This is a genomic window from Ochrobactrum sp. 19YEA23, from assembly GCF_029909865.1.
In the GTDB taxonomy this organism is placed as follows: domain Bacteria; phylum Pseudomonadota; class Alphaproteobacteria; order Rhizobiales; family Rhizobiaceae; genus Brucella; species Brucella gambitense.
The window spans coordinates 61,855-88,660 of record NZ_JASAMQ010000011.1 but is presented as its reverse complement, the minus strand read 5'-3'; the positions used below and the strand labels follow the sequence as shown (position 1 = coordinate 88,660).

Genomic DNA, 26,806 nt, shown 5'->3' with positions numbered 1-26,806 from the left:
ACAGTTGCAAATTCGTAAGGCCGTGGCGAAACGAGTGATTTTTGAGCACCGGAGCGGAGCGTACTTAAGGGTACGTGAGCACCGGAGCGCAGGAAATTGCTCGTTGCAGACCGGCATCACGAAGATTGCAACCGTAGTGTTAGTTCTGTCCGGCAGCCATCTTCTGACCAAGCCCGAAACGGTTCTCGATATAATCGGCAACCATCTTCTGGAAATCTGCGGCAATGGCAGGACCACGCAGCGTCGTCACCTTTTTGCCATCGACAAAGACCGGTGCGGACGGCGTTTCGCCCGTGCCGGGAAGAGAAATACCGATATCGGCGTGCTTCGATTCGCCCGGACCGTTAACAATGCAGCCCATGACCGCGACCGATAGCGCTTCCACGCCCGGATATTTTTCACGCCAGACCGGCATATTGCGGCGGATATCGTCCTGAATGGTCTGCGCCAGTTCCTGAAACACTGTCGACGTCGTGCGTCCGCAACCGGGGCACGCCGCAACAATCGGGATGAACTGACGGAAGCCCATGGTTTGCAAAAGTTCCTGCGACACCTGCACCTCGCGGGTGCGGTCGCCGCCCGGTTCCGGGGTCAGCGAAATGCGGATCGTGTCGCCAATACCCTGCTGCAACAAAATGCCCATGGCCGCCGAAGAGGCAACAATGCCCTTGGTGCCCATACCAGCTTCGGTCAAGCCCAGATGCAGCGCATGATTGGAACGCTGCGCCAGCATCGTATAGACGGCAATCAGATCCTGCACCTGACTGACCTTGGCCGACAGAATGATCTTGTCGCGAGCAAGGCCAATCTCTTCGGCCAGATTGGCGGAAATCAGGGCCGACTGCACGATGGCCTCGCGCATGACTTCCTGTGCACTCAGTGGTGCGCCTGCATCCTGATTACGGTCCATCAGCGTGGTCAGAAGTTCCTGATCGAGCGACCCCCAGTTCACGCCGATACGGACAGGCTTGTCGTAGCGGATCGCCATTTCGACGATATCGGCGAACTGCTTGTCCTTCTTGTCCTTGAAACCGACATTGCCCGGATTGATGCGATATTTCGCAAGCGCGTCCGCGCAGGCCGGATGATCGGCGAGCAGTTTGTGGCCGATATAATGAAAGTCGCCGACCAACGGCACGTCATGTCCCAGACGCTCCAGCCGCTCGCGAATTTTCGGCACGGCGGCAGCAGACTCATCGCGATCCACCGTAATGCGCACGATCTCGGACCCTGCGCGATGCAAGGCTGCGACCTGCGCGACGGTGGCATCCACATCCGCCGTATCCGTATTGGTCATCGACTGCACGACAACCGGCGCACTGCCACCGACGATGACGCCACCAACACTGACACCGACCGATTGGCGGCGGGGGAAAGGATGCGAGAAATAGCTGACGGTCTCGGAAGACATTTTGCTCTGTTCTTAACTGGGTCTGCGCTTATAAGGATTTCGATCTATATAATCACTTGCCGACGCATTGTCGCCCTCTCATTATGCGCGTCATCATAAACGAGGATGCCCGCCCATGACCGACGCAACTGCCCGTAAAACCGCTATTGTCACCGGCTCCAATTCCGGGATCGGCCTTGGCATCGCCCATGCATTGGCGTCCGCGGGACACAACGTTGTGATCAATTCCTTCACCGACCGAGACGAAGATCATGCACTTGCCCGTATGCTGGGCGAAGAACATGGCGTCAGCGTGGTCTATATCGCAGCCGATATGTCGAAGGGCGATGATTGTCGCAAGCTGGTTGCCGACAGCGTCAAGGCGTTCGGCAGCGCCGATATTCTGGTCAACAATGCAGGCATCCAGCATGTCGCACCGGTGGAAGAATTTCCGCCGGAGCAATGGGACCGCATTATCGCGATCAACCTGACCTCGGCCTTCCATACATCCGCCGCCGCCATCCCGCATATGCGTGCGGGCGGCTGGGGGCGCATCATCAACATAGCATCGGCCCACGGATTGGTCGCTTCGCCGTTCAAGTCAGCCTATGTTGCAGCCAAGCACGGCATTGTGGGCTTGACCAAGACGCTGGCGCTGGAACTCGCAACAGCCAAGATCACCGCCAATTCCATCTGCCCCGGCTATGTGCTGACGCCGCTTGTGGAGGCGCAGATTCCAGACCAGATGAAGGCCCACAACATGGATCGTGAAACGGTGATCCACGACGTGATGCTCGATAAACAGCCGACGAAAGAATTCGTGACCACCGCGCAGATCGGCGCGCTTGCAGCCTTCCTCGCCACGGACGCGGCCGCGCAGATCAATGGCGCGGCCCTGCCTGTCGAAGGTGGCTGGACCGCGGAATAAACAGATTTAGTGTTTCTGGTCAGCGTAGCGAGCGAGACTGGAAAAGGCGAGCACCACCAGAAGCAACGCTGGCAGCGCGATGAACACCACCCCGAAACCGCTATGGCTGGCGACAAAGCCGATCAGTGACGGAGCCACCAGCATGCCGGAATAGCCAAGCGTCGTTGCAATCGACAGGCCGACGCTTGGGTTTACGCCCGGCATATTGCCAGCCATCGAAAAGGCAATCGGCACCATGTTGGAAATGCCGATGCCGCAAATGGCGAAACCGACCAGCGACACATAAGGATCGGAGGAAAAGCCAACAATCAACATGCCGATAATGGCAATGACCGTGCAGACACGCAGCGTCCGCACTGCGCCGAAACGGTCGCGCACCAGATCGCCCGCAAAGCGCATTACCGCCATGGAGAAGGAGAAGGCCGCAAAGCCGAAGCCCGCCAGCGTCACCGAAGCGCCCAAATCCTGACGCATATGATAGGCACTCCAGTCGATGATTGCGCCTTCCGGCACCATCGAAAACAAAGCCATCACACCGACAAGCCAGGGCAGCGGATTGCGCGGCAAGGTCAGCTTCTGCTTCTCGCCGCTGGGATGATGGAACTTGTCTGCAATGACCGATGGCCACGCGACAGCGATCAGCCCCGCCGCAACAACGGTCGACACCAGCGCATGAACGGTCGAGCCGAATTGCGCGATGAGAAAGCCGCCACTTGCCGCGCCGATCAGCCCGCCAAGGCTCCAGAATGCATGACAGGACGACATGATGGCACGGCGCATGGATTTCTCCACGGCGACCGCATTGGCATTCATCGCCACATCCATCGCAGCCATGGTGCCACCGAAATAGAACATCACGATCACGGCGGTGACCACATTCGGCACCAGAGCGATGATCAGCAGCGCCGGAATGAAGGCCAACGCGAAAATGCGCACCACAGCACCGGAACCGCGTTGAGCCGACAAAGCCCCGGCCACAGGCATCATGGACAACGAGCCGATGCCGAAGACAAGGATCATCAGCCCCATACCTGCGCTGTCCAGCCCAAGGCGTGCGGCGAATTCCGGAATTTTCGGAGCCCAGCCACCGAAAATATAGCCGTTTGCCAGAAAGAGCAGCGCGACAGCGATGCGCTCTTTGGTGATCATTGGCGCGCGTGACAGCGCAGCATCTTCCCGTCCGGAAACCTGTTCCATATGTCCCTCAGCCACGGCCTGCTGCCGCGCGTAGTATATTCATGCTCGCCGCCACAAAGGGCGCAAGCAGTTCTTCATCGGCATCCTGTTCGACAGCCATGACACCGATATCGTCCAGTGAGACGACATCATGCGCTGCGACAGTGCCAAGCTTGTCATTGGTGATTGCCAGTACGACAGACCGGCTGCGACTGGCAATGGTGCGCTTGAACTCGGCATCGTCCAGAAAAAGCGCCGTGACGCCGATTTCCGCCGCAACACCGCAGGCGCCGAGCACACAAAGATCAGGACGCAGCAGCTCTGCATCACGCAAGGCGCGTGCGCCAACCGCAGCACTGACACGGCGATCAATGGGCCCGCCGATCATGATCAATTCAACATCGGGCGCAGCAAGCAGAATGGTGGCAATCGACGGCGTATTCGTGACAACCGTCAGTGCCTCGCCGCGCTCCACCAGAAGCCGCGCCAAAGCTGTATTGACCGAGGACGCATCGAGAAACACTGTCATTCCCGGTTTAATCAGGCCAAGCAGTACATCCGCCAGCGCCGCCTTGGCCTCCGTGCGCTCCACATCGCGCTCTGCCAGCGACAGCGATGACGGTGCAGCTTTCAGAGCGCCGCCGTAAACACGCTTGCAGAGACCGGCAGCCGCCATATCACGCAAGTCGCGACGGATCGTATCTTCCGACACGCCGAAGCTTTCAGCCAGCTCGGTCGCCAGCACACGGCCCGACTGTTGCAGCAGGTCCTGAATGCGCGCCTGTCTTTCGTGAAGCAAAAGCTCCGTCGCCACGTTTTTCTCCTAACATGCATAAACATGCATAAATCGGCACAAACATGCATATCAGAATTTGCGCACACTGCAAGCGCAAACAAAATGCCGCGCCTTTTAAGGGGCGCGGCATTTTCAATATCGGTGGTCAGAGGAATAGGCTTCTCTTTCCCTCATCCTGAGGAGCCGTTGAAAACGGCGTCTCGAAGGGCGAGGGAAACGCACAGCGCCTGCCCTCGTCCTTCGACAAGCTCAGGATGAGGGGGAAACGTGGTGCACATGGAGCTGGAAATCATCCCTTTTGGCTAAAGCCAAAATTACTCCGAATACACAACCAGCAAATCCTTCGCGTCGATTTGCTCGCCGGGCCGCACCAGCACTTCGGCAATCACACCGTCGCGCTCGGCATGAATGGCTGTTTCCATCTTCATCGCTTCGATGGAGAGCAGCACATCGCCCTGCGAAACCTTCTGGCCACTGGAGACAGCAACCGTCGAGATGACACCCGGCATCGGAGCGCCGACCTGATTGTCATTGCCGGTTTCCACTTTGCGGCGGACACCGCCCGAAGCACCCTTGGCGCGGTTCGGCACCTTGATGCGGCGCGGCTGACCGTTCAGTTCGAAGAACACGGTGACCATGCCCTTTTCGTCGGTCTCGCTCATCGCCTGATTGACGATCACCAGCGTCTTGCCGCGCTCCAGATCGACAAAGACTTCTTCCTCCGGCTTGAGGCCGTAGAAATAAACCGGCGTCGGCAGAACGCTTGTCGGACCGTAGGTTTCCTGCGCGGCAGCGAAATCCGTGAAGACTTTCGGATACATCAGCGCCGAAGCGAACTCCTGATCATCGATCTTGCGACCCACGGTTTCTTCAAAACCGTTGCGTTCCGCATCGAGATCAGCGGCAGGGAGCAGCGAGCCGGGACGCACAGTGAATGGCTTTTCGCCCTTCAGCACTTTCTTCTGAAGCGCTGTCGGCCAGCCCGAAGGCGGCTGTCCGAGATCGCCGCGCATCATCGACACCACGGAATCCGGGAAGGCTATATCCTTGTCCGGGTTCTCGACATCGTTGACGTCCAGATCCTGACTGACCATCATCAGCGCCATATCGCCCACCACCTTGGAGGACGGCGTGACCTTGACGATATCGCCAAACATGCGGTTCACATCGGCATAGGCCTGCGCCACTTCATGCCAGCGGGTTTCAAGCCCAAGCGAACGCGCCTGCTCTTTCAGATTGGTGAACTGACCGCCCGGCATTTCATGCAGATAGACTTCCGAAGCCGGTCCCTTGAGATCGCTTTCAAAGCCCGCATACTGATTGCGCACGGCTTCCCAATAGAAGGAAATGCGGCGGATCGATTCCGGATCGAGACCCGGATCACGCTCCGCACCGTGCAGTGCTTCCACGACGGAGCCGAGGCAAGGCTGCGATGTGTTGCCGGACAAAGCATCCATGGCCGCATCGATCACATCGACGCCCGCATCCACCGCCGCCAGTACCGTCGCAGCGGAAATGCCGGAAGTGTCATGGGTGTGGAAATGGATCGGCAGATCGGTTTCCTCACGCAGCGCCTTGAAAAGCACCCGCGCCGCGGCAGGCTTCAACAGGCCCGCCATATCCTTGACGGCGATGATATGCGCGCCCGTCTTTTCAACCTCTTTCGCCAGATTGACGTAATATTTGAGATCATATTTGGCGCGTTCCGGGTTCAGAATATCGCCGGTGTAGCAGATGGCCGCTTCACAGAGCTTGTTTTCCTCCAGCACCGCATCCATCGAGACGCGCATGTTCTCAACCCAGTTGAGGCTGTCGAACACGCGGAACAGATCGATGCCGCCACGCGCGGCTTCCCGCACGAAATACTTCACCACATTGTCCGGATAGGACTTGTAGCCAACGCCATTGGCGCCGCGCAGCAGCATTTGCAGAAGCAGGTTCGGCGCGCCTTCGCGCACCTGCGCCAGACGTTCCCACGGATCTTCCGTCAGGAAGCGCATCGAAACGTCGAAAGTCGCCCCGCCCCAGCATTCCAGCGAGAACAGGTTTGGCAGCGCCTGAGCATAGGTGTTGGCGATGCGCGCAATGTCATAGGTGCGCACACGCGTGGCCAGCAGCGACTGATGGCCGTCGCGCATGGTTGTATCGGTAACGAGAACGCGCTTTTCGTTGCGCACCCATTCGGCAAACTTCTTTGGTCCGAGACTGTCCAGAAGCTGCTTGGTGCCATCCGCAACCGGCGTGTCGCCAAACCACGGCACGCGCGGCTTTGCAGCATCCTTAGCCGGCTTCGCACGTCCCTTGGTTTCCGGATGACCGTTGACGGTCACATCGGCAATATAGGTCAGAAGCTTGGTGGCGCGGTCCTGTCGCTTCACCTGCTCGAACAGTTCCGGCGTCGTATCAATGAAGCGCGTCGTATATTCGTTCGACAAGAACTTCGGATGATTGATGATCGCTTCAAGGAAGGTGAGGTTCGTCGCCACACCGCGAATACGGAATTCACGCAGCGCACGATCCATGCGGCGGATGGCTTCAAGCGGCGTCGCGCCAGAAGCCGTGACCTTCACCAATAGCGGGTCGTAATAGCGCGTGATGAAAGCGCCCGAATAGGCCGTGCCGCCATCAAGGCGAATGCCAAAGCCTGAGGCCGAACGATAGGCCTGAATGCGCCCGTAATCGGGAATGAAGTTCTGCTCCGGGTCTTCCGTCGTGATGCGGCACTGGAGAGCATGGCCGTTGAGGCGGATATCTTCCTGACGCGGCACGCCTGATTCCGGCGTGCCAATGGCAAAACCTTCCAGAATATGGATCTGCGCCTTGACGATATCGATGCCCGTCACCTGTTCGGTGACCGTATGCTCGACCTGAATGCGCGGATTGACCTCGATGAAATAGAACTTGCCGCTATCGGCATCCATCAGGAATTCCACCGTGCCTGCGCCGATATAATCGGTCGCATGCGCGATCTTCAGGCCGTAATCTGCCAGTTCCTGACGCTGCGCGTCGTTGAGATAAGGGGCTGGGGCGCGCTCAACGACTTTCTGGTTGCGCCGCTGGATAGAGCAATCGCGCTCAAACAGATGCACGGCATTGCCCTGCGTATCGCCCAGAATCTGCACTTCGACATGGCGCGCGCGTTCAATGAGCTTTTCGAGATAGACCTCGTCCTTGCCGAAAGCCGCCTTGGCTTCGCGCTTGGCTTCCGTGACCTCACGGGCAAGATCGGCCTCGGCGCGGATCGCGCGCATGCCGCGACCGCCACCACCCCAGCTCGCCTTGAGCATGACCGGATAACCGACCTGCGCCGCAAGCTTCTTGACCTCTTCCATATCGTCCGGCAGCGGATCGGTGGCTGGCACCACCGGCACGCCGATCTCAATGGCCAGATTGCGCGCTGCGACCTTGTTGCCGAGACGGCGCATGGTTTCCGGCTTCGGACCGATGAAGATGATGCCCGCTTCGGCACAGGCTTCGGCAAATTCCGGGCTTTCCGACAGAAGGCCATAGCCCGGATGAATGGCGTCTGCGCCCGAAAGCTTGGCGACGCGGATGATCTCGTCGATCGACAGATAGCTTTCGATCGGCCCCAGATCGCGGGTCAGATGCGGTCCGCGCCCGACCTGATAGCTCTCGTCCGCTTTAAAGCGATGCAGGGAAAGTTTGTCCTCCTCAGCCCATATGGCCACCGTTTTGAGTCCAAGCTCATTGGCGGCGCGGAATACGCGAATTGCGATTTCGGATCGATTGGCGACCAGAATTTTCCTGATAGGCAAGGCAGATCTCCCTTACTGCAATGACGAAGGCGCCATTGCTTACCCTGCAATATGATCAAGCGCAAACAAACTGTGCAACCACCAATTAAAAACAAAATGCCCGACCAAAAGCCGGGCATTCTGATTAATTTTATAGCAATTTATGCCAATATATCAGGCAATATTACTTCTGGAAGTAGTTATACTTACCATCTTCACCCTTGCGCCATTCGAACATGACATAAGGCGACAAGCTCGGATCACCCTTCTTGTCGAAGGAGATTTCACCCAGAACAGTCTTGAACGGGCCCTTGTCCTTCATCGCGGTGGCAACTTCCTGCGGATCGTTGCTGCCTGCCGCATTAGCGGCGCTGACAAGCGACTGCACACCGGCATAAGCGTAGAAGGTGTAAGCTTCCGGCTCAAAGCCCTTGTCGCGGAATGCCTTGATGAGTTCAGCATTCGACTGATCGTCGCGCGGGTCCGGACCGAAGGTGTTCATAACGCCAGCCACCGCATCACCGGCAATCGAAGCCAGTTCGTTGGAGACGATGCCGTCGCCCGAAATGAACTGCGCCTTGAGGCCCTGATCGGCCATCTGACGGATCAGAAGACCGGCTTCCGGATGCATACCGCCCCAATAGACAGCAGTAATGCCTGCAGCCTTCATCTTGGAAATCAGCGCCGAGAAATCCTTGTCGCCCTGGTTCACGCCTTCATAAAGCGTTTCCTTCATGCCGTTCTCGTTGAGCGACTTCTTGGTCTCATCGGCGAGGCCCTGACCATAAGGCGTCTTGTCGTGCAGAACAGCGACCTTACCGTCCTTGTAATGGTCGGCCATGTACTTTCCGGCAACGATGCCCTGCTGGTCATCACGACGGCAGGTGCGGAAGGTGTTCCACAGTTCACGCTCGGTGAAGGTCGGGTTGGTGGTGCCCGGTGCGATCATCAGCACGCCGTTTTCGGCATAGATGTCCGAGGTCGGAATGCTGACGCCGGAGTTGAAATGACCGATGACAAACTGAACGCCATCGCCAACGAACTTGTTCGCAACCGAAATGCCCTGCTTCGGATCGGCGGCATCATCGCCATAAACGATGCTGATCTTTTCGCCGTTCATGCCACCCTTGGCATTGGCTTCCGCGACAGCAGCTTCGACGCCGCGCTTGATCTGTTCGCCAAATGCAGCCTGACTACCGGTCAGAGGCGCGCCAACACCAACCATCACATCAGCAAAGGCTGCGCCGCCAAAAGCGACCAGAGCCGAAAGGCAAACGCCGCAGAACAAAGACTTTTTCATTTCGATTACTCCCACTTGAGCACCCGCCGCCAGCCAACAATACCGGCAGCCAAATGCGAATTAGAAAGCGCACCCCCCGAAACGGCTTTCAGAACCGAGATGCGCGTCACAACACATATCCGAGCGCAATCCCGACGAGCCAAGCAGGCCTTCGGTCCAGATCACGCACTCCCGGCATGGATCGCAGCAGAAGCTGCAACCCGTGTTGAAAAAACCGGCTGTTCCGCATTCCCGTTTGCCGGGCGCAGTTTGGGGGAAATAAAGCACCTCCGCCCGAATGACCGGCCTCCTCCCCAGAAGGCGAGATTAAACGTAGAGAATCACACTACGCGAAATCACATAGACAGGTAAATTCGCAGAACCATAAAAGTAAAGCATAGAAATCACCTACTTTCGGCGTTTTCCGCATGAGTTTATGCGGCTGCGGCTACTCCCGTGAAATCACCCCCGCCGTCATCGACGCAACTCATTGTTTTTAATAAATATTCTATTCGACCGACAGCACACGTCTATCGGCGCAATGCGGTATCACTCATCAATAAGAGTCAGCTACTTTTTACAGACCTATATTAGATGCCAGAAAGCAAAAACGCCCGGCACGATGGCCGGGCATTTTCCACTTACGCAATAATGCTGCGTTATTACTTCTGCTGAATGTAGGTATATTTCCCGTCAGCGCCCTTTTCCCACTTGTACATAACGTAACCAGGGAGCTTCGGATCGCCCTTTTCGTCGTAGGAAATATCGCCGAGCACGGTCTTGAACGGACCCTTTTCCTTCAGCGCCTTGGCAACTTCCTGCGGATCGTTGCTGCCTGCAGCCTTGGCGGCCTGAGCGAGCGACTGAACGGCCGCGTAGGAATAGAGCGTATAGGCTTCCGGCTCAAAACCGGCGTCGCGGAACTTCTTGACGAGTTCAGCATTGTCCGGGTTGTTGCGCGGATCTGGACCGAAGGTGTTCAGCGTACCGGCAACAGCATCGCCAGCAATCGAAGCCAGTTCGTTCGACACAATACCGTCGCCCGAGATGAACTGAGCCTTGAGACCCTGGTCAGCCATCTGACGGATGATTAGACCAGCTTCTGGATGGAGACCGCCCCAATATACGACGGTAACGCCTGCCTGCTTGAGCTTGGCGATCAGAGCCGAGAAATCCTTTTCGCCGACATTCACGCCTTCGTAGAGGGTTTCCTTGGTGCCAAGCGCGTTGAGCTTCTTCTTGGTTTCGTCGGCGAGGCCCTGACCATACGGGGTCTTGTCGTGGATGACGGCAATCTTCGCATCCTTGAAGTTGTCGAAGATGTACTGGCCGGCAACGATACCCTGCTGGTCGTCACGGCCGCAGGTACGGAACGTGTTCCAGAGCTGGCGCTCGGTATAGACCGGGTTGGTTGCAGCAGGCGAAATTTCGAGAATGCCGTTTTCAGCATAAACTTCCGAAGCCGGAATCGAAACGCCCGAGTTGAAGTGGCCGACAACATACTTCACGCCATCGGCAGCGAACTTGTTGGCAACCGAGATGCCCTGCTTCGGATCGGAAACGTCGTCGCCGAGCGTGATCGCGATCTTCTCGCCGTTGATGCCACCGGCGTCGTTGACTTCCTTGATCGCGGCTTCAGCGCCTTTCTGGATCTGCGCACCGTAAACGGCATTCGGGCCGGTCAGCGGCGCACCAATACCGAGAAGTACATCAGCCCATGCAGAGCCGCCAAAGGCCATCACAGCAGCAAGAGCCACGCCCGAAAAAAGATACTTCTTCATTTTTGGAACTCCCATCCTTGTATTTACCCCGAAGCGATGTTTTAGCACCGCCTTATTATCTTGCTGAATACTCAGCAATATCTACGCTGAATCATAGTACTGTCAACGTGATCTTTTAAAAAAAGCTCCGCCGCGAACGGCGAAGCTTCGAATTATTTTGCTTTCCAGCTCAGTGGCGAAGCTTTTTCATAAAGCCAGCCATATTGCCGCACCATTTGTTTGGTGCGCGTGAATTGGAAGCCGATCGAACCGACGATCATCAGAACGATCGTGTCCACCAGATAATAGTGGAACGAAAGCAGTGTGCCTTCAAACAGCGCGAAGTGGATGAAACGCACAGCAGCGCCCAGCGGGATCAGATAGACCAGAAGCTGCGGCAGGCTGCGCCAGGTCTGCGCGCAGGCACGACCTGTCATCCAAGCAGCCCAGCCGCCCAGCACGCATGTGATGAGGAAAAACAGCCAGAAAGACGGTTCTTCGTAGAGAATACCTTGCATGACTTTCTCCTTAATGCCTTCCGCCTTCGAGATAGGCGGCGCGCACTTCCGGATCGGCCAGAAGATCACGGCCAGAGCCGCTCATCGTGATCGATCCGTTGACCATCACATAGCCGCGGTCGGCGAGCTTGAGCGCACCGAATGCGTTCTGCTCGACGAGAAATACCGTCAGGCCCTGTGTGCGGTTCAGTTCCTTGATCGCCTCGAAAATCTGCTTGACGATCAGCGGTGCGAGACCAAGCGACGGCTCATCGAGAAGCAGAAGCTTCGGACGTGCCATCAGCGCGCGGGCGATGGCCAGCATCTGCTGTTCGCCGCCCGACAGTGTACCGCCACGCTGGCTGATGCGTTCCTTGAGACGCGGGAACAGATCGAACATCAGCTTCACGTCTTCTTCGAAGTACTTCTGATGATCGAGGCTCGCGCCCATCTGGAGGTTTTCGAGAACCGTCATGCGCGGGAAGATACGGCGACCTTCCGGCGACTGCGCGATACGCAGCTTGGCAATCTCGTGCGGCGGCATGGACGTGATGTCCTGACCGTTGAAGAGAACGCGACCGGTGCGCGCTTTCGGTGAACCGAAAATCGTCATCATCAGCGTGGACTTGCCTGCGCCATTGGCGCCGATCAAGGCAACGATTTCGCCTTCATCCACCGTCAGGTCTATGCCCTTCAGCGCACAGATATTACCGTAATAGGTCTCGACCTTTTCAACGGCCAGAAGCGGTTGCTTTTTCTGCATGGGATCAGCCTGCATCATTCGCCTCCCTTCTTCGGCTTGGCCGGAGCTTTTCGGCTTCGCGGCGCCTTTGCGGGAGCGGTCTTGTGGCTCGTCGGAACATCACCGGCTTCGACGCGGCTCGAGAATTCGGTCGCCTGGCCAGCAGCCAGTTGCTTGGCCTGCCCCACCCAGTCTTCACGGGCGATGCGGCCATCGAATTCCAGATAGGTTTCGGCTTGTTTGATGTCGGCTTCGGACCATGCGGCGATCTGATCGAAATGATAGATGCCGTGCTCGTTCAGCTTCTTTTCGTTAACTCCACCGATGCCCTTCACGAGCGTCAGATTGTCGGCCTTGCCATCGCGAGCCGCTTCCAGTCCACCAGCAAGACGGGACACTTCCGCAGCCTTTTCCTGTTCTATCGCTTCTTCCGCAAGCTGCGTCGTAACAAGATCGATGGCATCGGTCACACCAGGCTTGTCCGCCTCGTCAATCAGATCGGCGATTTCCTCATCGTCGACGCCCAGATAAGCGGCGATGACGCGTGGATCATTGCGAACCTCTTCTGGCGTGCCGTCGGAAATCTTGGTGCCATATTCCAGCACGATCACGTGGTCGGAAATTTCCATAACCACCGACATGTCGTGCTCGATCAGCAAGAGCGACGTTCCCGTATCCTTGCGGATATCGAGCAGAAGCTTGTTCAGCTCAGCCGACTCGCGTGGATTGAGACCTGCTGCCGGTTCATCGAGGCAGAGAATTTCCGGCTCGGTGCACATCGCGCGGGCGATTTCCAGACGGCGCTGATCGCCATAAGGCAGATCGCCAGCCGGATCGTCCGCACGCGCAGTCAGATTGATCTTGTCCAGCCAGTAACGTGCCTTTTCGATGGCTTCCTTGGCGGCCTTCTTATAGCCCGGCAGGCCCAGAAGGCCGAGGATCGTGAAACCGGACGACCGCATCAGCGTGTTGTGCTGGGCGACGAGCAGGTTTTCCAGAACCGTCAGGCCTGAGAACAGGCGAATATTCTGGAAGGTACGTGCCACCTTGGCCTGTTTGGTGATCTGGAAATCCGGAAGACGTTCCAGAAGGAAAGTGTCGCCCGTGTTCCGATGCATGGTCAACATGCCGCCCGTTGGCTTATAGAAGCCGGTGATGCAGTTGAAGACCGTCGTCTTACCGGCGCCGTTCGGGCCGATGAGCGCGGTAATGTCACCACGCTTCACATCGAAGCTCAGATCGTTGATGGCGACGAGGCCACCAAAGCGCATCGACAGATGCTCAACCTGAAGAACGGTGTCTTTCTGAACCAGGTTTTTCTGAACATTGTCAGACATTGTCGCTGTCTCCGCCATCAGCCGTGCCCTTCCTTGGTAAAGGCACCCGACACCATCTTCTTTGCATGCAGGAACGCGCTTGGTTCTCGGCTTCCGACAAAGCCACGCGGTTTCCAGACCATGACGACCACCATAGCGAGGCCGAAGATCAGCATGCGATAGAGTTCCGGCGTAAAGTCGGGACCGAAGATCACCTTCAGGAAGCCCATTTCACGCAGGATTTCCGTGCCGCCGATCATGACGACTGCGGCGATGGCGATACCGACGAGCGACCCCATACCGCCGAGAACGACGATGGCGAGGATAACTGCGGATTCAAGGAACACGAAGGATTCCGGGCTCACGAAGCCCTGACGTGCGGCGAAGAAGGAGCCCGCAAAACCACCGAACATTGCGCCCGTGGCAAAAGCCGTGAGCTTGGTGGTCGTGGTGTTGATGCCGAGCGAACGGCAGGCGATTTCGTCTTCACGCAGCGCTTCCCATGCACGGCCAACCGGCATGCGGCGCAGACGGATCGTAACCCATGCAGTCAGAAGCGCCAGCAGCAGAATGACGTAATAAAGGAAGAACTTGTAATGCGCCGGCGAGAAAGCAATTCCCATATGGGCGGCAAAACCATCCGGACCAGCCTTGAACGGCAGACCGAAGAAGGTTGCCTTGGCAATGCCCGAAATACCGAAGGTACCCTTCGTGAGATCGGTCCAGTTGATGAGCACCAGACGGATGATTTCACCGAAAGCGAGTGTCACGATGGCGAGATAATCACCGCGCAGACGCAAGACCGGGAAGCCCAGAATGACGCCCCATGTTGCCGCCAGAATGCCTGCGATGGGCAGCAACATCCAGAACGACAGACCGAAATAGCTCGACAGGATCGCGTAGGAATATGCGCCGACAGCGTAGAAGGCCACATAGCCGAGATCGAGAAGACCGGCGAGACCGACGACGATATTGAGGCCCCAGGCCAGCATCACATAGATGAGGATCTGGACGCCAAAATTATCCACCCATTTGAGCGAGCCCTGCCAGCCCAGAGCCATGACGATCAGGATCGGATAGGCAAAGAGAAAGGCGACGCCAAGCTTGGAGAAATGGGTGCGGAAGAAGGACTGGCCTTCCGAGGCGTCCACCGTACGCTTGCTCTTGGCGAGCTTGCGCGCCTCCAGCTGCGGCTGCAGGAAGGCGACGAACAGGAAGCGTCCGGCTGCTGCCAGCGCAACCATGACGGCCAATGCACCCCAGCGCTGTATCAGCACCAGTTCATTGTTGATGTTCTGCTCGGTCTTGAAACCGATGATCAGGACGAAGAGACCCAGCGCCAGAAGACCGGCGATGATACCTTCACGAATGGCCCGGCCAAAAAGGGAATCCGGGCGTGAACTCGACTGTACAGCCATGATTACACCTTTTCGACTTCAGGACGGCCAAGAATACCCGACGGCATGAAGATCAGCACGATGGCCAGGATCGAGAACGCCGCGACATCCTTGTAGTCGATCGAGAAATATGCCGACCAGAGCGCTTCGATCAGACCGATCAGCAGACCGCCGACAACCGCGCCCGGAAGCGAACCGATACCGCCCAGAACTGCAGCGGTGAACGCCTTGACGCCGGGGATGAACCCGTCGGCGAAGGAAATCACACCGTAGAAGGACAGGTAAAGCGTACCGGCGACAGCTGCGAGCATGGCGCCCATCACGAAGGTGAGCGAAATCACGCGGTCGACATTGATGCCGAGAAGAGCGGCCATCTTGCGGTCCTGCTCACAGGCACGCTGCGCACGACCGAGCGATGTGCGATTGACGATGTACCAGAAGATCGCCAGCAGCACCGCCGTTACCACAATGACGACGATCTGCTTGAGCGAAATCGTGACACTGGAACCGAACAGGCTGTACGAGCCGTTCAGGAGCTGCGGAACCGGCTTGTTGCGCGGACCCTGCGTCACCTGGACGAAGTTGGACAAGACGATCGACATGCCGATTGCCGTGATCAGCGGTGCAAGGCGGAACGAACCGCGCAGCGGCCGATAAGCCACGCGCTCGATCGTCCAGCTCCACAAGCCGGTCATGAGCATAGCAACCACCATCATCAGAAGCAGAAGCAGCGCAATCGGCAGTGCTCCGATGAAGGTTGTGATGATTAGAAAAACAATCAGCGCCATAAAGGCGCCGAGCATAAAAACATCGCCATGAGCAAAGTTGATCATGCCAATGATACCATAGACCATCGTGTAGCCGATGGCGATCAGGCCATAGATCGAACCGAGCGCGAGCCCGTTGATCACCTGCTGGAGGAAATATTCCATCGAAAAGCCACCCATTTAACAAGCCGGAATCTTATTGGCGCATCATTATTTCGTGCACCCTCATTTTTTTCCCGGTCGATTACACCTAACGGCTGCATCAAGGAATGCAAGCCCCTTTCGTCTTAAACAAAAGACTAATTGCTTCATCCTTCCGCAAACCAGTTATGTCCCCTATCAAACGCCCCTTTCGCATCCTTTTCTACCGAAACGGACGCCTTATCCCATGTTTTCCCCGAAGCCTCAAAGGGCAAGAAATTGGGTGGCTGGCCGCTTTTGGCCAACCGTACCCGTTTTATGCAACTGTGAAACCGTGAGCAAACGGATCCCGGTCATCGATGAAGATGGTATTATAACCTGTCATGCGTGCCCAGCCCGCAATTGACGGGATAATTCCCGGCAGAACCGTATCCTGGCCCGTTGCAGGCCCCGTGACTTCCACTGCCCGCTCGACGCGACCATGGAACAGTGAACCGATGATGGATTCATGCACGAATTCATCGCCCGGCTTCAGCTTGCCCTTGGCGGTCAGCTGCGCCATGCGCGCCGAAGTGCCGGTGCCGCAAGGCGAACGGTCGATGGCCTTGTCACCGTAGAAGACGGCGTTGCGGGCATGGGCTTCCGGTTGGGTCGGTTTGCCGGTCCACAGGATATGCGTCAGACGATTAATATCGGCCAGTAGCGGATGCTGGAACTTGTATTTTTCGTTGAGACGCTGACGCAGCACCGGGCTCCAGGCGATCAGCTGCAGGGCGCTGTAATCGGCCATATCGGTGTAATTGTCCTGCGGCTCGACAATGGCATAGAAGTTACCGCCATAGGCCACATCGACCTTGAGCGTGCCAAGATCGGGGCATTCCACTTCCATGCCTTCCGCATAGAGGAAAGCCGGAACATTGGTGAGACGCACGCGCTCCACATACTGGCCGTTCTGCTCATACTCGATGGCGACCAGACCGGCTGGCGTATCGAGGTTGAGTTTGCCCGGCGTCTTTGGCGTGACAAGGCCCTGCTCGATAGCCATGGTCACGGTGCCGATAGTGCCGTGACCGCACATGGGCAGGCAGCCCGAGGTTTCGATGAACAGCACCGCCACATCGCAGTCCGGGCGCGTCGGCGGATAGAGGATCGATCCCGACATCATGTCGTGGCCGCGTGGTTCGAACATCAGGCCGGTGCGGATCCAGTCAAACTCGCGCAGAAAATGCGCGCGCTTTTCCATCATGGTCGAACCTTCGAGGTTCGGGCCGCCGCCCGCCACAAGGCGTACGGGGTTGCCGCATGTATGTCCGTCGACGCAGAAAAAGGAATGTCTTGCCATGATGGTCAGTTCCGAAAACGTTGAGGCTTGAATGGTTCGATGTCGATTGGAGGCTTTGCGCCGGTGATCAGATCGCGGATGAGGCGTCCGGTCGCTGCCGATTGTGTGAGGCCCAGATGGCCATGGCCGAAGCCGTAGAAAATATTTCCGCCCGACGATGCGCGGCCAATGACCGGCACTGAGTCCGGAATGGACGGACGATAGCCCATCCACTCGCGTCCGCCTTCGGTTTTGAGGCCGGGCAGGAAGCGGGAAGCCTTGGTCAGCATCGCTTTGGAGCGCGCATAATTCGGCGGCAGATCAAGCCCGCCGAACTCAACTGCACCGCCGACGCGCAATCCTGTCTCCATTGGCGTGACGACGAAACCGTGACTTGGGAAGGTGAGCTGTCGCTTCACGTCGAAAGCCCCCACCGGCAAAGTTGTGTTGTAGCCGCGTTCGGTATCGAGCGGCACCGCGTCGCCGAACCCCTTGGCAAATTCCCGCGAGAAAGCGCCGGTCATCACGATGAGGTTCTTCGCGCTGATTTCCGTGCCGTCTTCAAGACGCACGCGCGCGCCGCCTTCTGCCGGTTGCGCGCTCGTCACCTTCGCTTTCAGGAAGCGTGCGCCAAGGCGTTCCGCATAGGCCCAGACAGCCTGTCCGAACAGTTTCGGGTCGCTGACATTTTTCCAGCCCGGCACGAAGGTTCCGGCCACGATGCGCGGGCTGAGGCCCGGCTGCAATTCGGCCAGCCTTGCGCCATGGACATGCTCATGAGCAATGCCAGCCTTCTCGCGAATGTCCCAGCTTGGCAGAGCGGCGTTCAGCTCGGCTTCGCTTTCATAGAGTTCAAGATTGCCGTTTTCCTGCAAACGGTCGCGCAAATCGGCGCGGTCGATCAGCGCCAGCATTTCGCTTGCCGCAAGCCGCATGATATTGGCCTGAGTGACAGCGGTCTTCTCCAGCGCCTGAGCACTGCTGGCGCGCCAGAACTGATAAAGCCACGGCACCATTTTCGGAAAATAGGACGGGCGAATGGAGAAGGGTCCCAGCGGGTCCATCAGCCAGCCCGGCACCTTGCGCATGACGCCCTTGGAAGCCAGCGGCAGAATTTCGGAAAAGGCGAGCGCCGCAGCATTACCGGAACTCGTTTCCTCGCAGATGCCGGTGCGGTCGATGACGAGCACATCGCGTCCGGCCTCGGTCAGAAGTGCAGCCGTCACAGAGCCGACAATGCCGCCGCCGATGATAACAATATCCTGCTGTCCCATTTTTTGTTGCTTGTTGGGATCAGATTTCATTCTTGTGCGGCTCCCCACCGATCCTTATTGAGGCGTCATCACGGATGGAGCCCCTTGCCTTTGTCAATACCGGTGAACCGGTGCCCGAACGTCGTACTCGCAATCGGTGCCTGTCTGGCACAATGCGGGTTCGAAATCAGAGCGACTTTGAAATCGGAGCGCGAGCCCGTCTAACAAAATTTTGGAATAACACTATGCCGAAACCCGGTTAAAGCAAGCGTGGGGCTGGCACGGCTGCATCCTTGGTCCATATTGATATATCAGAGATATATTTGTAGGATTGTTTCCTGTCAATTGCCATCATGGAAGACACTGGACGACATGACACAGACGAGCCTCCGCGAACGGTCGATGAAAGCTGCTGCCAGCAAACTCGCAACAGTCATTGATGGCCTGGGCGGCGAAAGCCTTGCCGAGCAAGCCTATCGCACGCTGGAACGCATGATCGTGACGCTTGAGCTTGAGCCGGGAGCCGTGGTCAACGAACGCACGCTCATCGACCTGACCGGCATGGGCCGCACGCCGCTGCGTGAAGCCATTCAGCGGCTTGCCTGGGAAGGACTGATGGAAGTCCGCCCCCGTTCCGGCATTGCGATCGCGCCGATTGACCCGAAGGATTTCGCCAAGGTGCTGGACGCTCGCGAAGGTGTTGAACGTGTATTGGCGCGCGATGCCGCCCGCTTCGGCAGTCCGCGTGACTATCAGCGGCTGGAAGCGGCAGCAGCGGCCATGCGGCAGGCTATCCCGGATGAGGATGTGCAGTCATTTCTCGATGCCGACAAGGCTTTTGACATTGTGCTCGGCTCTGCGGCCAACAATCCCTATGCGACCCGTCTGGCCGCCCCGCTTCAGACCCATAGCCGTCGGTTCTGGTTTCGCTTGCGCCCATCGGCCAGCATCACCGGTTCCGCCACTGCCCATGCAGCGCTGATCGAAGCCATCGTTTCGCGTGAGCCGGAGCGCGCCAGCAATACCGCAAGTGAACTGATGGAATATCTGCGCACGCTCGCACCTTGACGGCATCTGCTAGAGCGGTTCCGGTTAAATCGGAATCGTGGAACCGCTCTAACTTTTTGTTTTTGCGCATTATCCTACGCAAAACCGCTGCGCACTTTTGCTGGAAATGCTCTAGCGCATACGCGAACTTCTGCGAGAGCGTTCCGTCGTTCTCACGCCGAACGAGGCCGATGCGCTGGTATCGAAAACCATGCCGTCATCCGTATTCACATCGTTGAGCGCCCGCGCATAGGAATGCCGGGTGCCATGGCGCATATCCTTCGCCTGTACCGAAACGATGGAAACGATAGCCATGAGGGCCACCATAGTCTGAGACGAATAACGCATTTCCGACGCTCCCGTCAGGCAAGGCGCCACGGTATCGGTTCGATCCGTCGAAAGGCGCCTTCTGTGTTGGCTTGAACGCTCACCCTTTTTGAAAGCCGTCTCGCGCCTTTCTGGGCATGCGTTCCGTCCGCAAAATTGTGGGACCAATGAACGATGAACTGGCGACCGAAAGATGGCACAAGCCGACCGGCTTCGGGGCGCAGCTTCACAAAGCCGTGATCAAAACAAAAAAGCCGGAGCGAAGGCTCCGGCTCGTCCGCGTGGGAAGATGTCGTGTTTCTTAGTGCGTCTTGTTCATGGATGCCGACATCTTGCGAAGCACGTTCAGGGCAACGCTCAATTCTTCATCGGTAACGCCTTCAAGCAGGTCCTCACGCACATCGCCGGCAAGTTTCTCGACCTGCTCCGCCAGAACTTTACCCTCTTCCGTCATTACGACACGCTTGGCGCGACGATCACCTTCAACCGTCTGGCGCTCGATGAATGACTGACGCTCCAGACCATCGAGAAGGCGAACCATGGTCGCATTTTCGATCTCCAGCGTTTCCGCCAGTTCCTTCTGATAAAGACCTTCCTGCTCAATCAATGCCAGCAGCGTGCGTGCGCGAGCCAGTGTCAGGCCCCGCTCCTTTACCCTGGCGTCAAAAACGGTGCGAAGCTTGCGGTTCACCTTCGCCATGGCATCAATCATTTCTGCTCTGAGATCTGTCGTGCTCATATCCGATGCCTTATATATTAGTAAACTAACGATTGTGTTTCTGGATAAATGGCCCACGGTTCATTTTCAATGGCCACACGCGAAAGTCACGCAAGCGTGAAGTTTTTCCCTCTGTGGCGGGAGTAAAACCAAATAAGTTGTGCCTGAAGCCTGGATTTAAGAACCGAAGTAACTTGAAAAATGAATAATCGATAAAAAGAAAAATATGCGCTGCAAATGACATCAAAAAGAAAAGCGGACCGAAGTCCGCTTTTCGGGAAAATCTGTGAATTTCTTAACCGGTCAGCCCGGTATAACCGCTCCCTGCAGCGTCATCAGCTGATGCAGGAAGATTTCGGCCTTGGTGCGATGCTCCGGCGAAGTCGCATCATCGAGCGCCTTGCGGGCTTCATCGATGCGGCGCGTGATGTCAGACGGCTCAATGGCGTCGACATGCGTTGCGGATTCGGCCAGCACGGTGCAGCTCTGCGGGGTAATATCGGCAAAACCACCGAAAACCACATAAGAGTCAGACTTGCCGTCGGCAAGCTTCACCGAAACGACTCCCGGCATGATCGTCGACATCAGCGGCGAATGACCGGCAAGAGCCGTCAGATAGCCTTCGCTACCCGGAATGACGACTTCCGTCACCTGCGCGGAAAGCAGGAGGCGTTCAGGCGACACGAGTTCGAATTGGAAAGCTTGAGCCATGGTTCTCACTTAGAGCGATCTAGTTAAAATGGAATCGTTGGAGCCGTTCTAACTATTTTTTTCCCGCATTTCCGGACGCAAAACCGTTTCACACTTTTGCTGGAAATGCTCCAAATCTCAAGAGCGCGATCTCGAAACTGGAAACCGGTTTTCGAAAAATCGTGCTCAAACAAATGAAGAGGTCGTCTCGGTGGGCCTGTCGGCCCACCGGGAAACTCAATTCATCAAGCTGCTTCGGCAGCCAGCTTCTTCGCCTTTTCGATCGCTTCTTCAATCGAACCGACCATGTAGAAGGCTGGTTCTGGAAGATGATCGTATTCACCTGCGCAAAGGCCCTTGAAGCCCTTGATGGTGTCGGCGAGGTCAACCAGCTTGCCTGGCGAACCGGTGAAGACTTCAGCAACGAAGAACGGCTGCGACAGGAAGCGTTCGATCTTACGAGCGCGCGCAACGGTCAGCTTGTCGTCTTCCGAAAGTTCGTCCATGCCGAGGATGGCGATGATGTCCTGAAGCGACTTGTAGCGCTGAAGGATCGACTGAACCTGACGGGCGACGGCGTAGTGTTCTTCACCAACGATCATCGGATCGAGCATACGCGACGTGGATTCCAGAGGATCCACAGCCGGGTAAATACCCTTTTCAGCGATCGAACGGTTCAGCGTGGTGGTCGCGTCCAAGTGAGCGAACGACGTTGCCGGTGCAGGGTCGGTCAAATCGTCGGCAGGAACATAAATTGCCTGAACCGAGGTAATCGAACCCTTGGTCGTCGTGGTGATGCGTTCCTGCATCGCGCCCATGTCGGTTGCCAGCGTCGGCTGATAACCCACAGCGGAAGGAATACGGCCGAGAAGAGCCGAAAGTTCCGAACCAGCCTGCGTGAAGCGGAAGATGTTGTCCACGAAGAACAGAACGTCCTGGCCCTTGTCACGGAAGTTTTCAGCTACCGTCAGACCCGACAGAGCAACGCGAGCGCGCGCACCCGGAGGCTCGTTCATCTGGCCGTAAACGAGTGCGGCCTTGGAGCCTTCTCCGCCACCGAGCTTGTTAACGCCCGATTCGATCATTTCGTGGTAAAGATCGTTACCTTCACGGGTACGTTCACCAACGCCAGCGAATACCGAGTAACCGCCGTGCGCCTTAGCGACGTTGTTGATCAGTTCCATGATGAGAACGGTCTTGCCGACGCCGGCACCCCCGAACAGACCAATCTTACCACCCTTGGCGTAAGGAGCGAGAAGGTCGACGACCTTGATGCCCGTTACGAGGATTTCAGCTTCGGTCGACTGTTCGATGTACTCAGGAGCTTCCTGGTGGATCGCACGACGGGCAGTGGTCTTGATCGGACCCGCTTCGTCAACCGGCTCGCCGATGACGTTCATGATACGACCGAGGGTTTCCTCACCAACCGGAACCATGATCGGGTTGCCAGTGTCGCGCACTTCGTGACCGCGAACCAGACCTTCGGTCGAGTCCATGGCGATGGTGCGAACGGTGTTTTCGCCCAGATGCTGCGCAACTTCGAGAACCAGGCGGTTGCCCAGATTGTCGGTTTCCAGAGCGTTGAGGATCAGCGGCAGCTGACCATCTTCGAACTGTACGTCGACAACAGCGCCGATGACCTGAGTGATCTTGCCGACTGCGCCAGTCGTTGCAGCCTTGGGAGCTGCAGGAGCTTTGGCGGCAGCCGCCTTAGCTGGTGTAGCCTTGGCTGGAGCCTTCTTGGCCGCTGCCGGCTTTGCTTCGGCCGCGGCGGTAGTTTTCGGGGTCGCTGCTTTTGCCATCGATCCTTACCTTCCGTTAGCATGGTTCCGAAAAGTCGCAGACTTCCCGGATAGACCGTGCGGTAAACCCTAGAGCGCTTCCGCGCCCGAAATGATTTCGATCAGTTCCTTGGTGATCTGAGCCTGACGCTGACGGTTATACGTGATCGACAACTTGTTGATCATGTCACCGGCATTACGCGTCGCATTGTCCATCGCGCTCATCTTCGCGCCCATTTCGCCCGCCACATTTTCCAAGAGAGCGCGGAAAATCTGGACCGAAATATTGCGCGGGATCAGCGTGCTCAGGATCGCCGCAGGATCAGGTTCGTACTCATAAATCGCATCGCCTGCAGTGTCCGCCTGCGCAACATCGCCAGCCGAAGCCGGAATGATCTGTTGTGCAGTCGGGATCTGTGCAATCACCGACTTGAATTCGGAATAGAACAGGGTGCAGACATCAAATGCGCCTTGTTCGAACAGCTCGATCACCTTGTGGCCGATCTGGTCGGCATGCACAAAAGCGAGCTGTTTGACTTCGCGCAAATTGACGTGGTCGATGATCAGAGAGGCAAACTCGCGACGCAGAATATCTGCGCCCTTCTTGCCGACCGTGATGATCTTGACCGTCTTGCCTTCAGCGAGGAGCTTGCGGGTATGATCGCGCGCCAGGCGTGCGATCTGCGAGTTGAAACCGCCGCAAAGGCCACGTTCTGCAGTGCAGACGACGAGCAGATGCACGTCGTCCTTACCCGTACCGGCCATCAATGCCGGTGCATCTTCGCCGCTGACATTCTGCGCGATATTCGCGAGAACGGCACCCATGCGCTGCGAGTAAGGCCGTGCGGCCTCCGCAGCTTCCTGGGCACGGCGCAGCTTCGCCGCGGCGACCATCTGCATCGCCTTGGTGATTTTCTGCGTCGCCTTGACCGAGGCGATACGGTTTCTCAGATCCTTTAGTGAAGGCATCCGTTCATCCCGTCACAAAATTCAAGCGAAAGACTTGGCGAACGCGTCGACCGCTGCCTTGAGCTTTGCTTTGATGTCGTCGGTGAGCGCCTTCTGATCGCGGATCGCATCCAGCACATCCTTGTGCTCGGTGCGCAGCGAAGAAAGAAGACCTGCTTCGAACTTGCCAACCTGGTTGACGGCGATCTTGTCGAGATAGCCATTCACGCCGGCGAAAATCACGGCAACCTGTTCTTCCGTCTTGAGCGGCGAGAACTGTGGCTGCTTGAGAAGCTCGGTCAGACGTGCGCCACGGTTCAGCAAACGCTGGGTCGAGGCATCGAGATCCGAACCGAACTGTGCGAAGGCGGCCATTTCACGATACTGGGCAAGCTCGCCCTTGATCGAACCGGCAACCTGCTTCATGGCCTTGACCTGAGCCGAAGAACCAACGCGCGAAACCGACAGACCGACGTTAACAGCCGGACGGATACCCTGGTAGAACAGGTTGGTTTCGAGGAAGATCTGGCCGTCGGTGATCGAGATCACGTTGGTCGGAATGAAGGCCGAAACGTCGTTGCCCTGCGTTTCGATGACCGGCAGAGCCGTCAGCGAGCCAGCGCCGTTTTCGTCGTTGAGCTTTGCAGCGCGTTCGAGAAGACGGGAGTGCAGATAGAAAACGTCGCCCGGATAAGCTTCACGGCCCGGAGGACGACGAAGCAGAAGGGACATCTGACGGTAAGCAACAGCCTGCTTGGACAGATCGTCGTAACCGATGAGAGCGTGCTGACCGTTGTCACGGAAGTATTCGCCCATTGCGCAACCTGCGAACGGAGCGAGGTACTGCATCGGAGCCGGATCGGAAGCGGTAGCAGCGATAACGATCGAATATTCGAGAGCGCCGCGTTCTTCGAGAACCTTGACGAACTGAGCAACAGTCGAACGCTTCTGGCCGATAGCAACGTAAACGCAATAAAGCTTTTCGCTGTCCGGGCCGTTGTCGTGGATCGGCTTCTGGTTCAGGAAGGTGTCGAGAATGATGGCGGTCTTGCCGGTCTGACGGTCACCGATGACCAGCTCGCGCTGACCACGACCAACCGGGATCAGAGCGTCAACAGCCTTGAGGCCGGTCGACATTGGCTCATGAACCGACTTGCGCGGGATGATGCCCGGTGCCTTCACGTCGACGCGGCGACGCTCGGTGGCAACGATTGGGCCCTTGCCGTCGATCGGGTTGCCAAGCGCGTCAACGACGCGGCCCAGCAGGCCCGGACCAACCGGCACGTCAACGATGGCACCGGTACGCTTAACGACGTCGCCTTCCTTGATGTCACGGTCGGCACCGAAGATAACGACACCAACGTTGTCGTTTTCAAGGTTGAGCGCCATGCCGCGAATGCCGCCGGGGAATTCGACCATTTCACCAGCCTGAACATTGTCCAGACCATAGACGCGAGCAATACCGTCGCCGACGGACAGAACCTGACCGACCTCGGAGACCTCAGCCTCCTTGCCGAAGTTCTTGATTTGCTCTTTCAGGATAGCGGAAATTTCCGCAGCGCGGATGTCCATCAGCCGACCTCTTTCAGTGCAAGCTTGAGAGAAGATAGTTTGGTGCGAAGGGACGTGTCGATCTGACGCGAACCCATCTTGACGATAAGACCGCCGAGGATCGACGGATCGACGGTGACGTTAATCGTCACGTCCTTGCCGGCCACGCTCTTCAGCGTTGCCTTCAATTCGTTTTCCTGCGCAGCGGTGAGCGCATGCGCGGAAGTGACATCGGCGGAAACTTCTCCGCGATGTTCAGCAGCAATCTTGTGGAATGCGGCGATAATGCCCGGCAGGGCGAAGAGACGGCGGTTCGCTGCGACGACGCGCAGGAGATTTCCGACCAGACCCGTGATGCCCGCCTTGTCGGCGATAGCGCCGATCGCATGGAGCTGGTCTTCCGAAGAAAATACCGGACTGGAGATCAGACGCTTGAGGTCCTCGCTTCCGCTCAGAAGCGCCTCGAAACGAACAAGATCTTTCTCCACAGCAGCAACGGATTTGGCTTCGAGCGCCAGCTCGAAAAGCGATCCGGCGTAACGCTGTGCCACACCTGAAATGAGCGAAGACGTTTCAGCCACGAACAACCTGCTCTCTACGTTGAAACCATCCTTTTGGGGCCCATTATTGCTCAGGACGCCAAGCCGATGATTTTATTGAATGTTTCCGGAAAACCACTGACGCGCGAGCACGTCAACACCGAAATGTGATTGCCGTCTAGCATAGACGAACAGGACTCGCAACACGCGAATCCCGCACTTTTGTGTAAGATTTGTCGCGTTTTCAGATCAAAAAAGTCGCAGGGTTAACCGATGAAGCCAAATGCGTAGAGCAATGGCCCCGCGGCCAGGAGGAATTCTACAATTCCTGCCAACCAGTTATAGATCGTGCCGCCCCTATCGGACATCATCGAGATGAAGCGACCGAACAGCGCAAAGCCCCACGCCACACCCAATACGATCCACAGGTAGGGCTGTGCAAAGATGAGAGCGCCGAGTCCCAGAGCGAGATAGGGACCAGCCAGCACCGCGCGGATGGAGCTGAAGGCTTCCGGTCGGGCATTGATCGGCTGCAACCGCAACAGCTTCATGGTGATGCCGGGCGCAAAAAGCATGACGATGCCCGCGAAGGCGGTCACGGCTGCCGAGCTCCAGGCGAGCCATTCGCCGGTCGTGGTGGGAAGATAGAATTCCATCGTATTCACCTTCTTCGTTTTAGGCCCTATA

23 protein-coding genes are annotated in these 26,806 nt (G+C 57.3%); 2 read left to right on the top strand and 21 right to left on the bottom strand.

Going from position 1 to position 26,806, the window contains the following annotated elements; translation table 11 throughout:
- Positions 1 to 139: 139 nt before the first annotated feature.
- Positions 140 to 1,411, bottom strand: a complete 1,272-nt coding sequence (ispG, locus tag QBD01_RS22120) for a flavodoxin-dependent (E)-4-hydroxy-3-methylbut-2-enyl-diphosphate synthase (protein ID WP_280994547.1) — start codon at positions 1,409 to 1,411, stop codon at positions 140 to 142.
- Positions 1,412 to 1,526: 115 nt separating this feature from the next.
- Between ispG and QBD01_RS22115 the strand changes: the two genes are divergently transcribed.
- Positions 1,527 to 2,318 carry a 3-hydroxybutyrate dehydrogenase gene (locus QBD01_RS22115; RefSeq protein ID WP_280994546.1) on the top strand — a complete coding sequence of 264 codons (792 nt, stop codon included), beginning with the start codon at positions 1,527 to 1,529 and terminating at the stop codon, positions 2,316 to 2,318.
- A gap of 6 nt (positions 2,319 to 2,324) precedes the next feature.
- Here the strand turns inward: QBD01_RS22115 and QBD01_RS22110 are convergent, their stop codons facing one another.
- The 12 genes from QBD01_RS22110 to QBD01_RS22055 all read right to left on the bottom strand — a co-directional run bounded on the left by QBD01_RS22110 (position 2,325) and on the right by QBD01_RS22055 (position 18,569).
- Positions 2,325 to 3,515: an MFS transporter gene (locus QBD01_RS22110; protein WP_280994545.1), complete on the bottom strand. Its 1,191-nt coding sequence runs from the start codon at positions 3,513 to 3,515 to the stop codon at positions 2,325 to 2,327.
- A gap of 7 nt (positions 3,516 to 3,522) precedes the next feature.
- Positions 3,523 to 4,308 carry a DeoR/GlpR family DNA-binding transcription regulator gene (locus tag QBD01_RS22105; RefSeq protein WP_280994544.1) on the bottom strand — a complete coding sequence of 262 codons (786 nt, stop codon included), beginning with the start codon at positions 4,306 to 4,308 and terminating at the stop codon, positions 3,523 to 3,525.
- Positions 4,309 to 4,604: 296 nt separating this feature from the next.
- The gene (pyc, locus tag QBD01_RS22100; protein ID WP_280994543.1) at positions 4,605 to 8,066 is read right to left on the bottom strand and encodes a pyruvate carboxylase; all 3,462 of its coding nucleotides are present in this window, start codon (positions 8,064 to 8,066) and stop codon (positions 4,605 to 4,607) included.
- A 163-nt stretch (positions 8,067 to 8,229) separates the two neighbouring features.
- Complete coding sequence (locus QBD01_RS22095) at positions 8,230 to 9,345, bottom strand: branched-chain amino acid ABC transporter substrate-binding protein (protein WP_280994542.1); 1,116 nt, start codon at positions 9,343 to 9,345, stop codon at positions 8,230 to 8,232.
- A gap of 641 nt (positions 9,346 to 9,986) precedes the next feature.
- Positions 9,987 to 11,105 carry a branched-chain amino acid ABC transporter substrate-binding protein gene (locus QBD01_RS22090; protein WP_280994541.1) on the bottom strand — a complete coding sequence of 373 codons (1,119 nt, stop codon included), beginning with the start codon at positions 11,103 to 11,105 and terminating at the stop codon, positions 9,987 to 9,989.
- A gap of 152 nt (positions 11,106 to 11,257) precedes the next feature.
- Complete coding sequence (locus QBD01_RS22085; protein ID WP_182521713.1) at positions 11,258 to 11,602, bottom strand: DUF6867 family protein; 345 nt, start codon at positions 11,600 to 11,602, stop codon at positions 11,258 to 11,260.
- Between the two features lie 10 nt (positions 11,603 to 11,612).
- Positions 11,613 to 12,359, bottom strand: coding sequence for an ABC transporter ATP-binding protein (locus QBD01_RS22080; protein ID WP_280994566.1), 747 nt, complete (start codon positions 12,357 to 12,359; stop codon positions 11,613 to 11,615).
- Positions 12,359 to 13,678: an ATP-binding cassette domain-containing protein gene (locus QBD01_RS22075; RefSeq protein WP_280994540.1), complete on the bottom strand. Its 1,320-nt coding sequence runs from the start codon at positions 13,676 to 13,678 to the stop codon at positions 12,359 to 12,361. Before QBD01_RS22075 ends, QBD01_RS22080 begins: the two co-directional genes overlap by 1 nt.
- Positions 13,678 to 15,057: a high-affinity branched-chain amino acid ABC transporter permease LivM gene (livM, locus tag QBD01_RS22070; protein ID WP_280994539.1), complete on the bottom strand. Its 1,380-nt coding sequence runs from the start codon at positions 15,055 to 15,057 to the stop codon at positions 13,678 to 13,680. The genes QBD01_RS22075 and livM overlap by 1 nt, the downstream gene beginning before the upstream one ends.
- Positions 15,058 to 15,059: 2 nt before the next feature.
- Positions 15,060 to 15,968: a branched-chain amino acid ABC transporter permease gene (locus QBD01_RS22065; RefSeq protein ID WP_078339595.1), complete on the bottom strand. Its 909-nt coding sequence runs from the start codon at positions 15,966 to 15,968 to the stop codon at positions 15,060 to 15,062.
- Positions 15,969 to 16,260: 292 nt separating this feature from the next.
- Positions 16,261 to 17,286 (bottom strand): 4-hydroxyproline epimerase, encoded by a 1,026-nt coding sequence (locus QBD01_RS22060; RefSeq protein WP_280994538.1) that lies wholly within the window; start codon positions 17,284 to 17,286, stop codon positions 16,261 to 16,263.
- A gap of 5 nt (positions 17,287 to 17,291) precedes the next feature.
- On the bottom strand, positions 17,292 to 18,569 hold the full coding sequence (locus QBD01_RS22055) for an FAD-dependent oxidoreductase (RefSeq protein ID WP_280994537.1): 1,278 nt from the start codon (positions 18,567 to 18,569) through the stop codon (positions 17,292 to 17,294).
- A gap of 351 nt (positions 18,570 to 18,920) precedes the next feature.
- On the opposite strand from QBD01_RS22055, the gene QBD01_RS22050 reads away from it, so the two are divergent.
- Entirely contained in the window at positions 18,921 to 19,586 is a 666-nt protein-coding gene (locus QBD01_RS22050; RefSeq protein WP_280994565.1) for a GntR family transcriptional regulator, read from the top strand.
- Between the two features lie 111 nt (positions 19,587 to 19,697).
- Here QBD01_RS22050 and QBD01_RS22045 read toward each other — a convergent pair whose 3' ends face one another.
- The 8 genes from QBD01_RS22045 to QBD01_RS22010 all read right to left on the bottom strand — a co-directional run bounded on the left by QBD01_RS22045 (position 19,698) and on the right by QBD01_RS22010 (position 26,775).
- Positions 19,698 to 19,913 carry a hypothetical protein gene (locus QBD01_RS22045; protein WP_280994536.1) on the bottom strand — a complete coding sequence of 72 codons (216 nt, stop codon included), beginning with the start codon at positions 19,911 to 19,913 and terminating at the stop codon, positions 19,698 to 19,700.
- Positions 19,914 to 20,193: 280 nt separating this feature from the next.
- A complete protein-coding gene (locus tag QBD01_RS22040; protein WP_138786452.1) occupies positions 20,194 to 20,631 on the bottom strand; it encodes a MarR family winged helix-turn-helix transcriptional regulator in 438 nt (145 codons plus the stop codon).
- A gap of 282 nt (positions 20,632 to 20,913) precedes the next feature.
- The gene (locus tag QBD01_RS22035; RefSeq protein WP_078339547.1) at positions 20,914 to 21,321 is read right to left on the bottom strand and encodes a F0F1 ATP synthase subunit epsilon; all 408 of its coding nucleotides are present in this window, start codon (positions 21,319 to 21,321) and stop codon (positions 20,914 to 20,916) included.
- Between the two features lie 224 nt (positions 21,322 to 21,545).
- Entirely contained in the window at positions 21,546 to 23,102 is a 1,557-nt protein-coding gene (atpD, locus tag QBD01_RS22030) for a F0F1 ATP synthase subunit beta (RefSeq protein ID WP_280994535.1), read from the bottom strand.
- Positions 23,103 to 23,171: 69 nt separating this feature from the next.
- On the bottom strand, positions 23,172 to 24,050 hold the full coding sequence (locus tag QBD01_RS22025; RefSeq protein WP_078339549.1) for a F0F1 ATP synthase subunit gamma: 879 nt from the start codon (positions 24,048 to 24,050) through the stop codon (positions 23,172 to 23,174).
- Between the two features lie 21 nt (positions 24,051 to 24,071).
- Positions 24,072 to 25,601 carry a F0F1 ATP synthase subunit alpha gene (gene atpA, locus QBD01_RS22020; protein ID WP_078339550.1) on the bottom strand — a complete coding sequence of 510 codons (1,530 nt, stop codon included), beginning with the start codon at positions 25,599 to 25,601 and terminating at the stop codon, positions 24,072 to 24,074.
- A complete protein-coding gene (locus QBD01_RS22015; RefSeq protein WP_078339551.1) occupies positions 25,601 to 26,161 on the bottom strand; it encodes a F0F1 ATP synthase subunit delta in 561 nt (186 codons plus the stop codon). The genes atpA and QBD01_RS22015 overlap by 1 nt, the downstream gene beginning before the upstream one ends.
- A 224-nt stretch (positions 26,162 to 26,385) precedes the next feature.
- The gene (locus tag QBD01_RS22010; protein WP_078339552.1) at positions 26,386 to 26,775 is read right to left on the bottom strand and encodes a DUF4345 domain-containing protein; all 390 of its coding nucleotides are present in this window, start codon (positions 26,773 to 26,775) and stop codon (positions 26,386 to 26,388) included.
- Positions 26,776 to 26,806: the final 31 nt, after the last annotated feature.

Excerpts from the sequence above, each read along its gene's own strand:
- ispG (WP_280994547.1), bottom strand. The coding sequence starts at position 1,411 with ATGTCTTCCGAGACCGTCAGCTATTTCTCGCATCCTTTCCCCCGCCGC.
- QBD01_RS22115 (WP_280994546.1), top strand. The coding sequence starts at position 1,527 with ATGACCGACGCAACTGCCCGTAAAACCGCTATTGTCACCGGCTCCAAT.
- QBD01_RS22110 (WP_280994545.1), bottom strand. The coding sequence starts at position 3,515 with ATGGAACAGGTTTCCGGACGGGAAGATGCTGCGCTGTCACGCGCGCCA.
- QBD01_RS22095 (WP_280994542.1), bottom strand. The coding sequence starts at position 9,345 with ATGAAAAAGTCTTTGTTCTGCGGCGTTTGCCTTTCGGCTCTGGTCGCT.
- QBD01_RS22090 (WP_280994541.1), bottom strand. The coding sequence starts at position 11,105 with ATGAAGAAGTATCTTTTTTCGGGCGTGGCTCTTGCTGCTGTGATGGCC.
- QBD01_RS22085 (WP_182521713.1), bottom strand. The coding sequence starts at position 11,602 with ATGCAAGGTATTCTCTACGAAGAACCGTCTTTCTGGCTGTTTTTCCTC.
- QBD01_RS22080 (WP_280994566.1), bottom strand. The coding sequence starts at position 12,359 with ATGCAGGCTGATCCCATGCAGAAAAAGCAACCGCTTCTGGCCGTTGAA.
- QBD01_RS22075 (WP_280994540.1), bottom strand. The coding sequence starts at position 13,678 with ATGGCGGAGACAGCGACAATGTCTGACAATGTTCAGAAAAACCTGGTT.
- livM (WP_280994539.1), bottom strand. The coding sequence starts at position 15,057 with ATGGCTGTACAGTCGAGTTCACGCCCGGATTCCCTTTTTGGCCGGGCC.
- QBD01_RS22065 (WP_078339595.1), bottom strand. The coding sequence starts at position 15,968 with ATGGAATATTTCCTCCAGCAGGTGATCAACGGGCTCGCGCTCGGTTCG.
- QBD01_RS22060 (WP_280994538.1), bottom strand. The coding sequence starts at position 17,286 with ATGGCAAGACATTCCTTTTTCTGCGTCGACGGACATACATGCGGCAAC.
- QBD01_RS22055 (WP_280994537.1), bottom strand. The coding sequence starts at position 18,569 with ATGAAATCTGATCCCAACAAGCAACAAAAAATGGGACAGCAGGATATT.
- QBD01_RS22050 (WP_280994565.1), top strand. The coding sequence starts at position 18,921 with ATGAAAGCTGCTGCCAGCAAACTCGCAACAGTCATTGATGGCCTGGGC.
- QBD01_RS22045 (WP_280994536.1), bottom strand. The coding sequence starts at position 19,913 with ATGCGTTATTCGTCTCAGACTATGGTGGCCCTCATGGCTATCGTTTCC.
- QBD01_RS22040 (WP_138786452.1), bottom strand. The coding sequence starts at position 20,631 with ATGAGCACGACAGATCTCAGAGCAGAAATGATTGATGCCATGGCGAAG.
- QBD01_RS22035 (WP_078339547.1), bottom strand. The coding sequence starts at position 21,321 with ATGGCTCAAGCTTTCCAATTCGAACTCGTGTCGCCTGAACGCCTCCTG.
- atpD (WP_280994535.1), bottom strand. The coding sequence starts at position 23,102 with ATGGCAAAAGCAGCGACCCCGAAAACTACCGCCGCGGCCGAAGCAAAG.
- QBD01_RS22025 (WP_078339549.1), bottom strand. The coding sequence starts at position 24,050 with ATGCCTTCACTAAAGGATCTGAGAAACCGTATCGCCTCGGTCAAGGCG.
- atpA (WP_078339550.1), bottom strand. The coding sequence starts at position 25,601 with ATGGACATCCGCGCTGCGGAAATTTCCGCTATCCTGAAAGAGCAAATC.
- QBD01_RS22010 (WP_078339552.1), bottom strand. The coding sequence starts at position 26,775 with ATGGAATTCTATCTTCCCACCACGACCGGCGAATGGCTCGCCTGGAGC.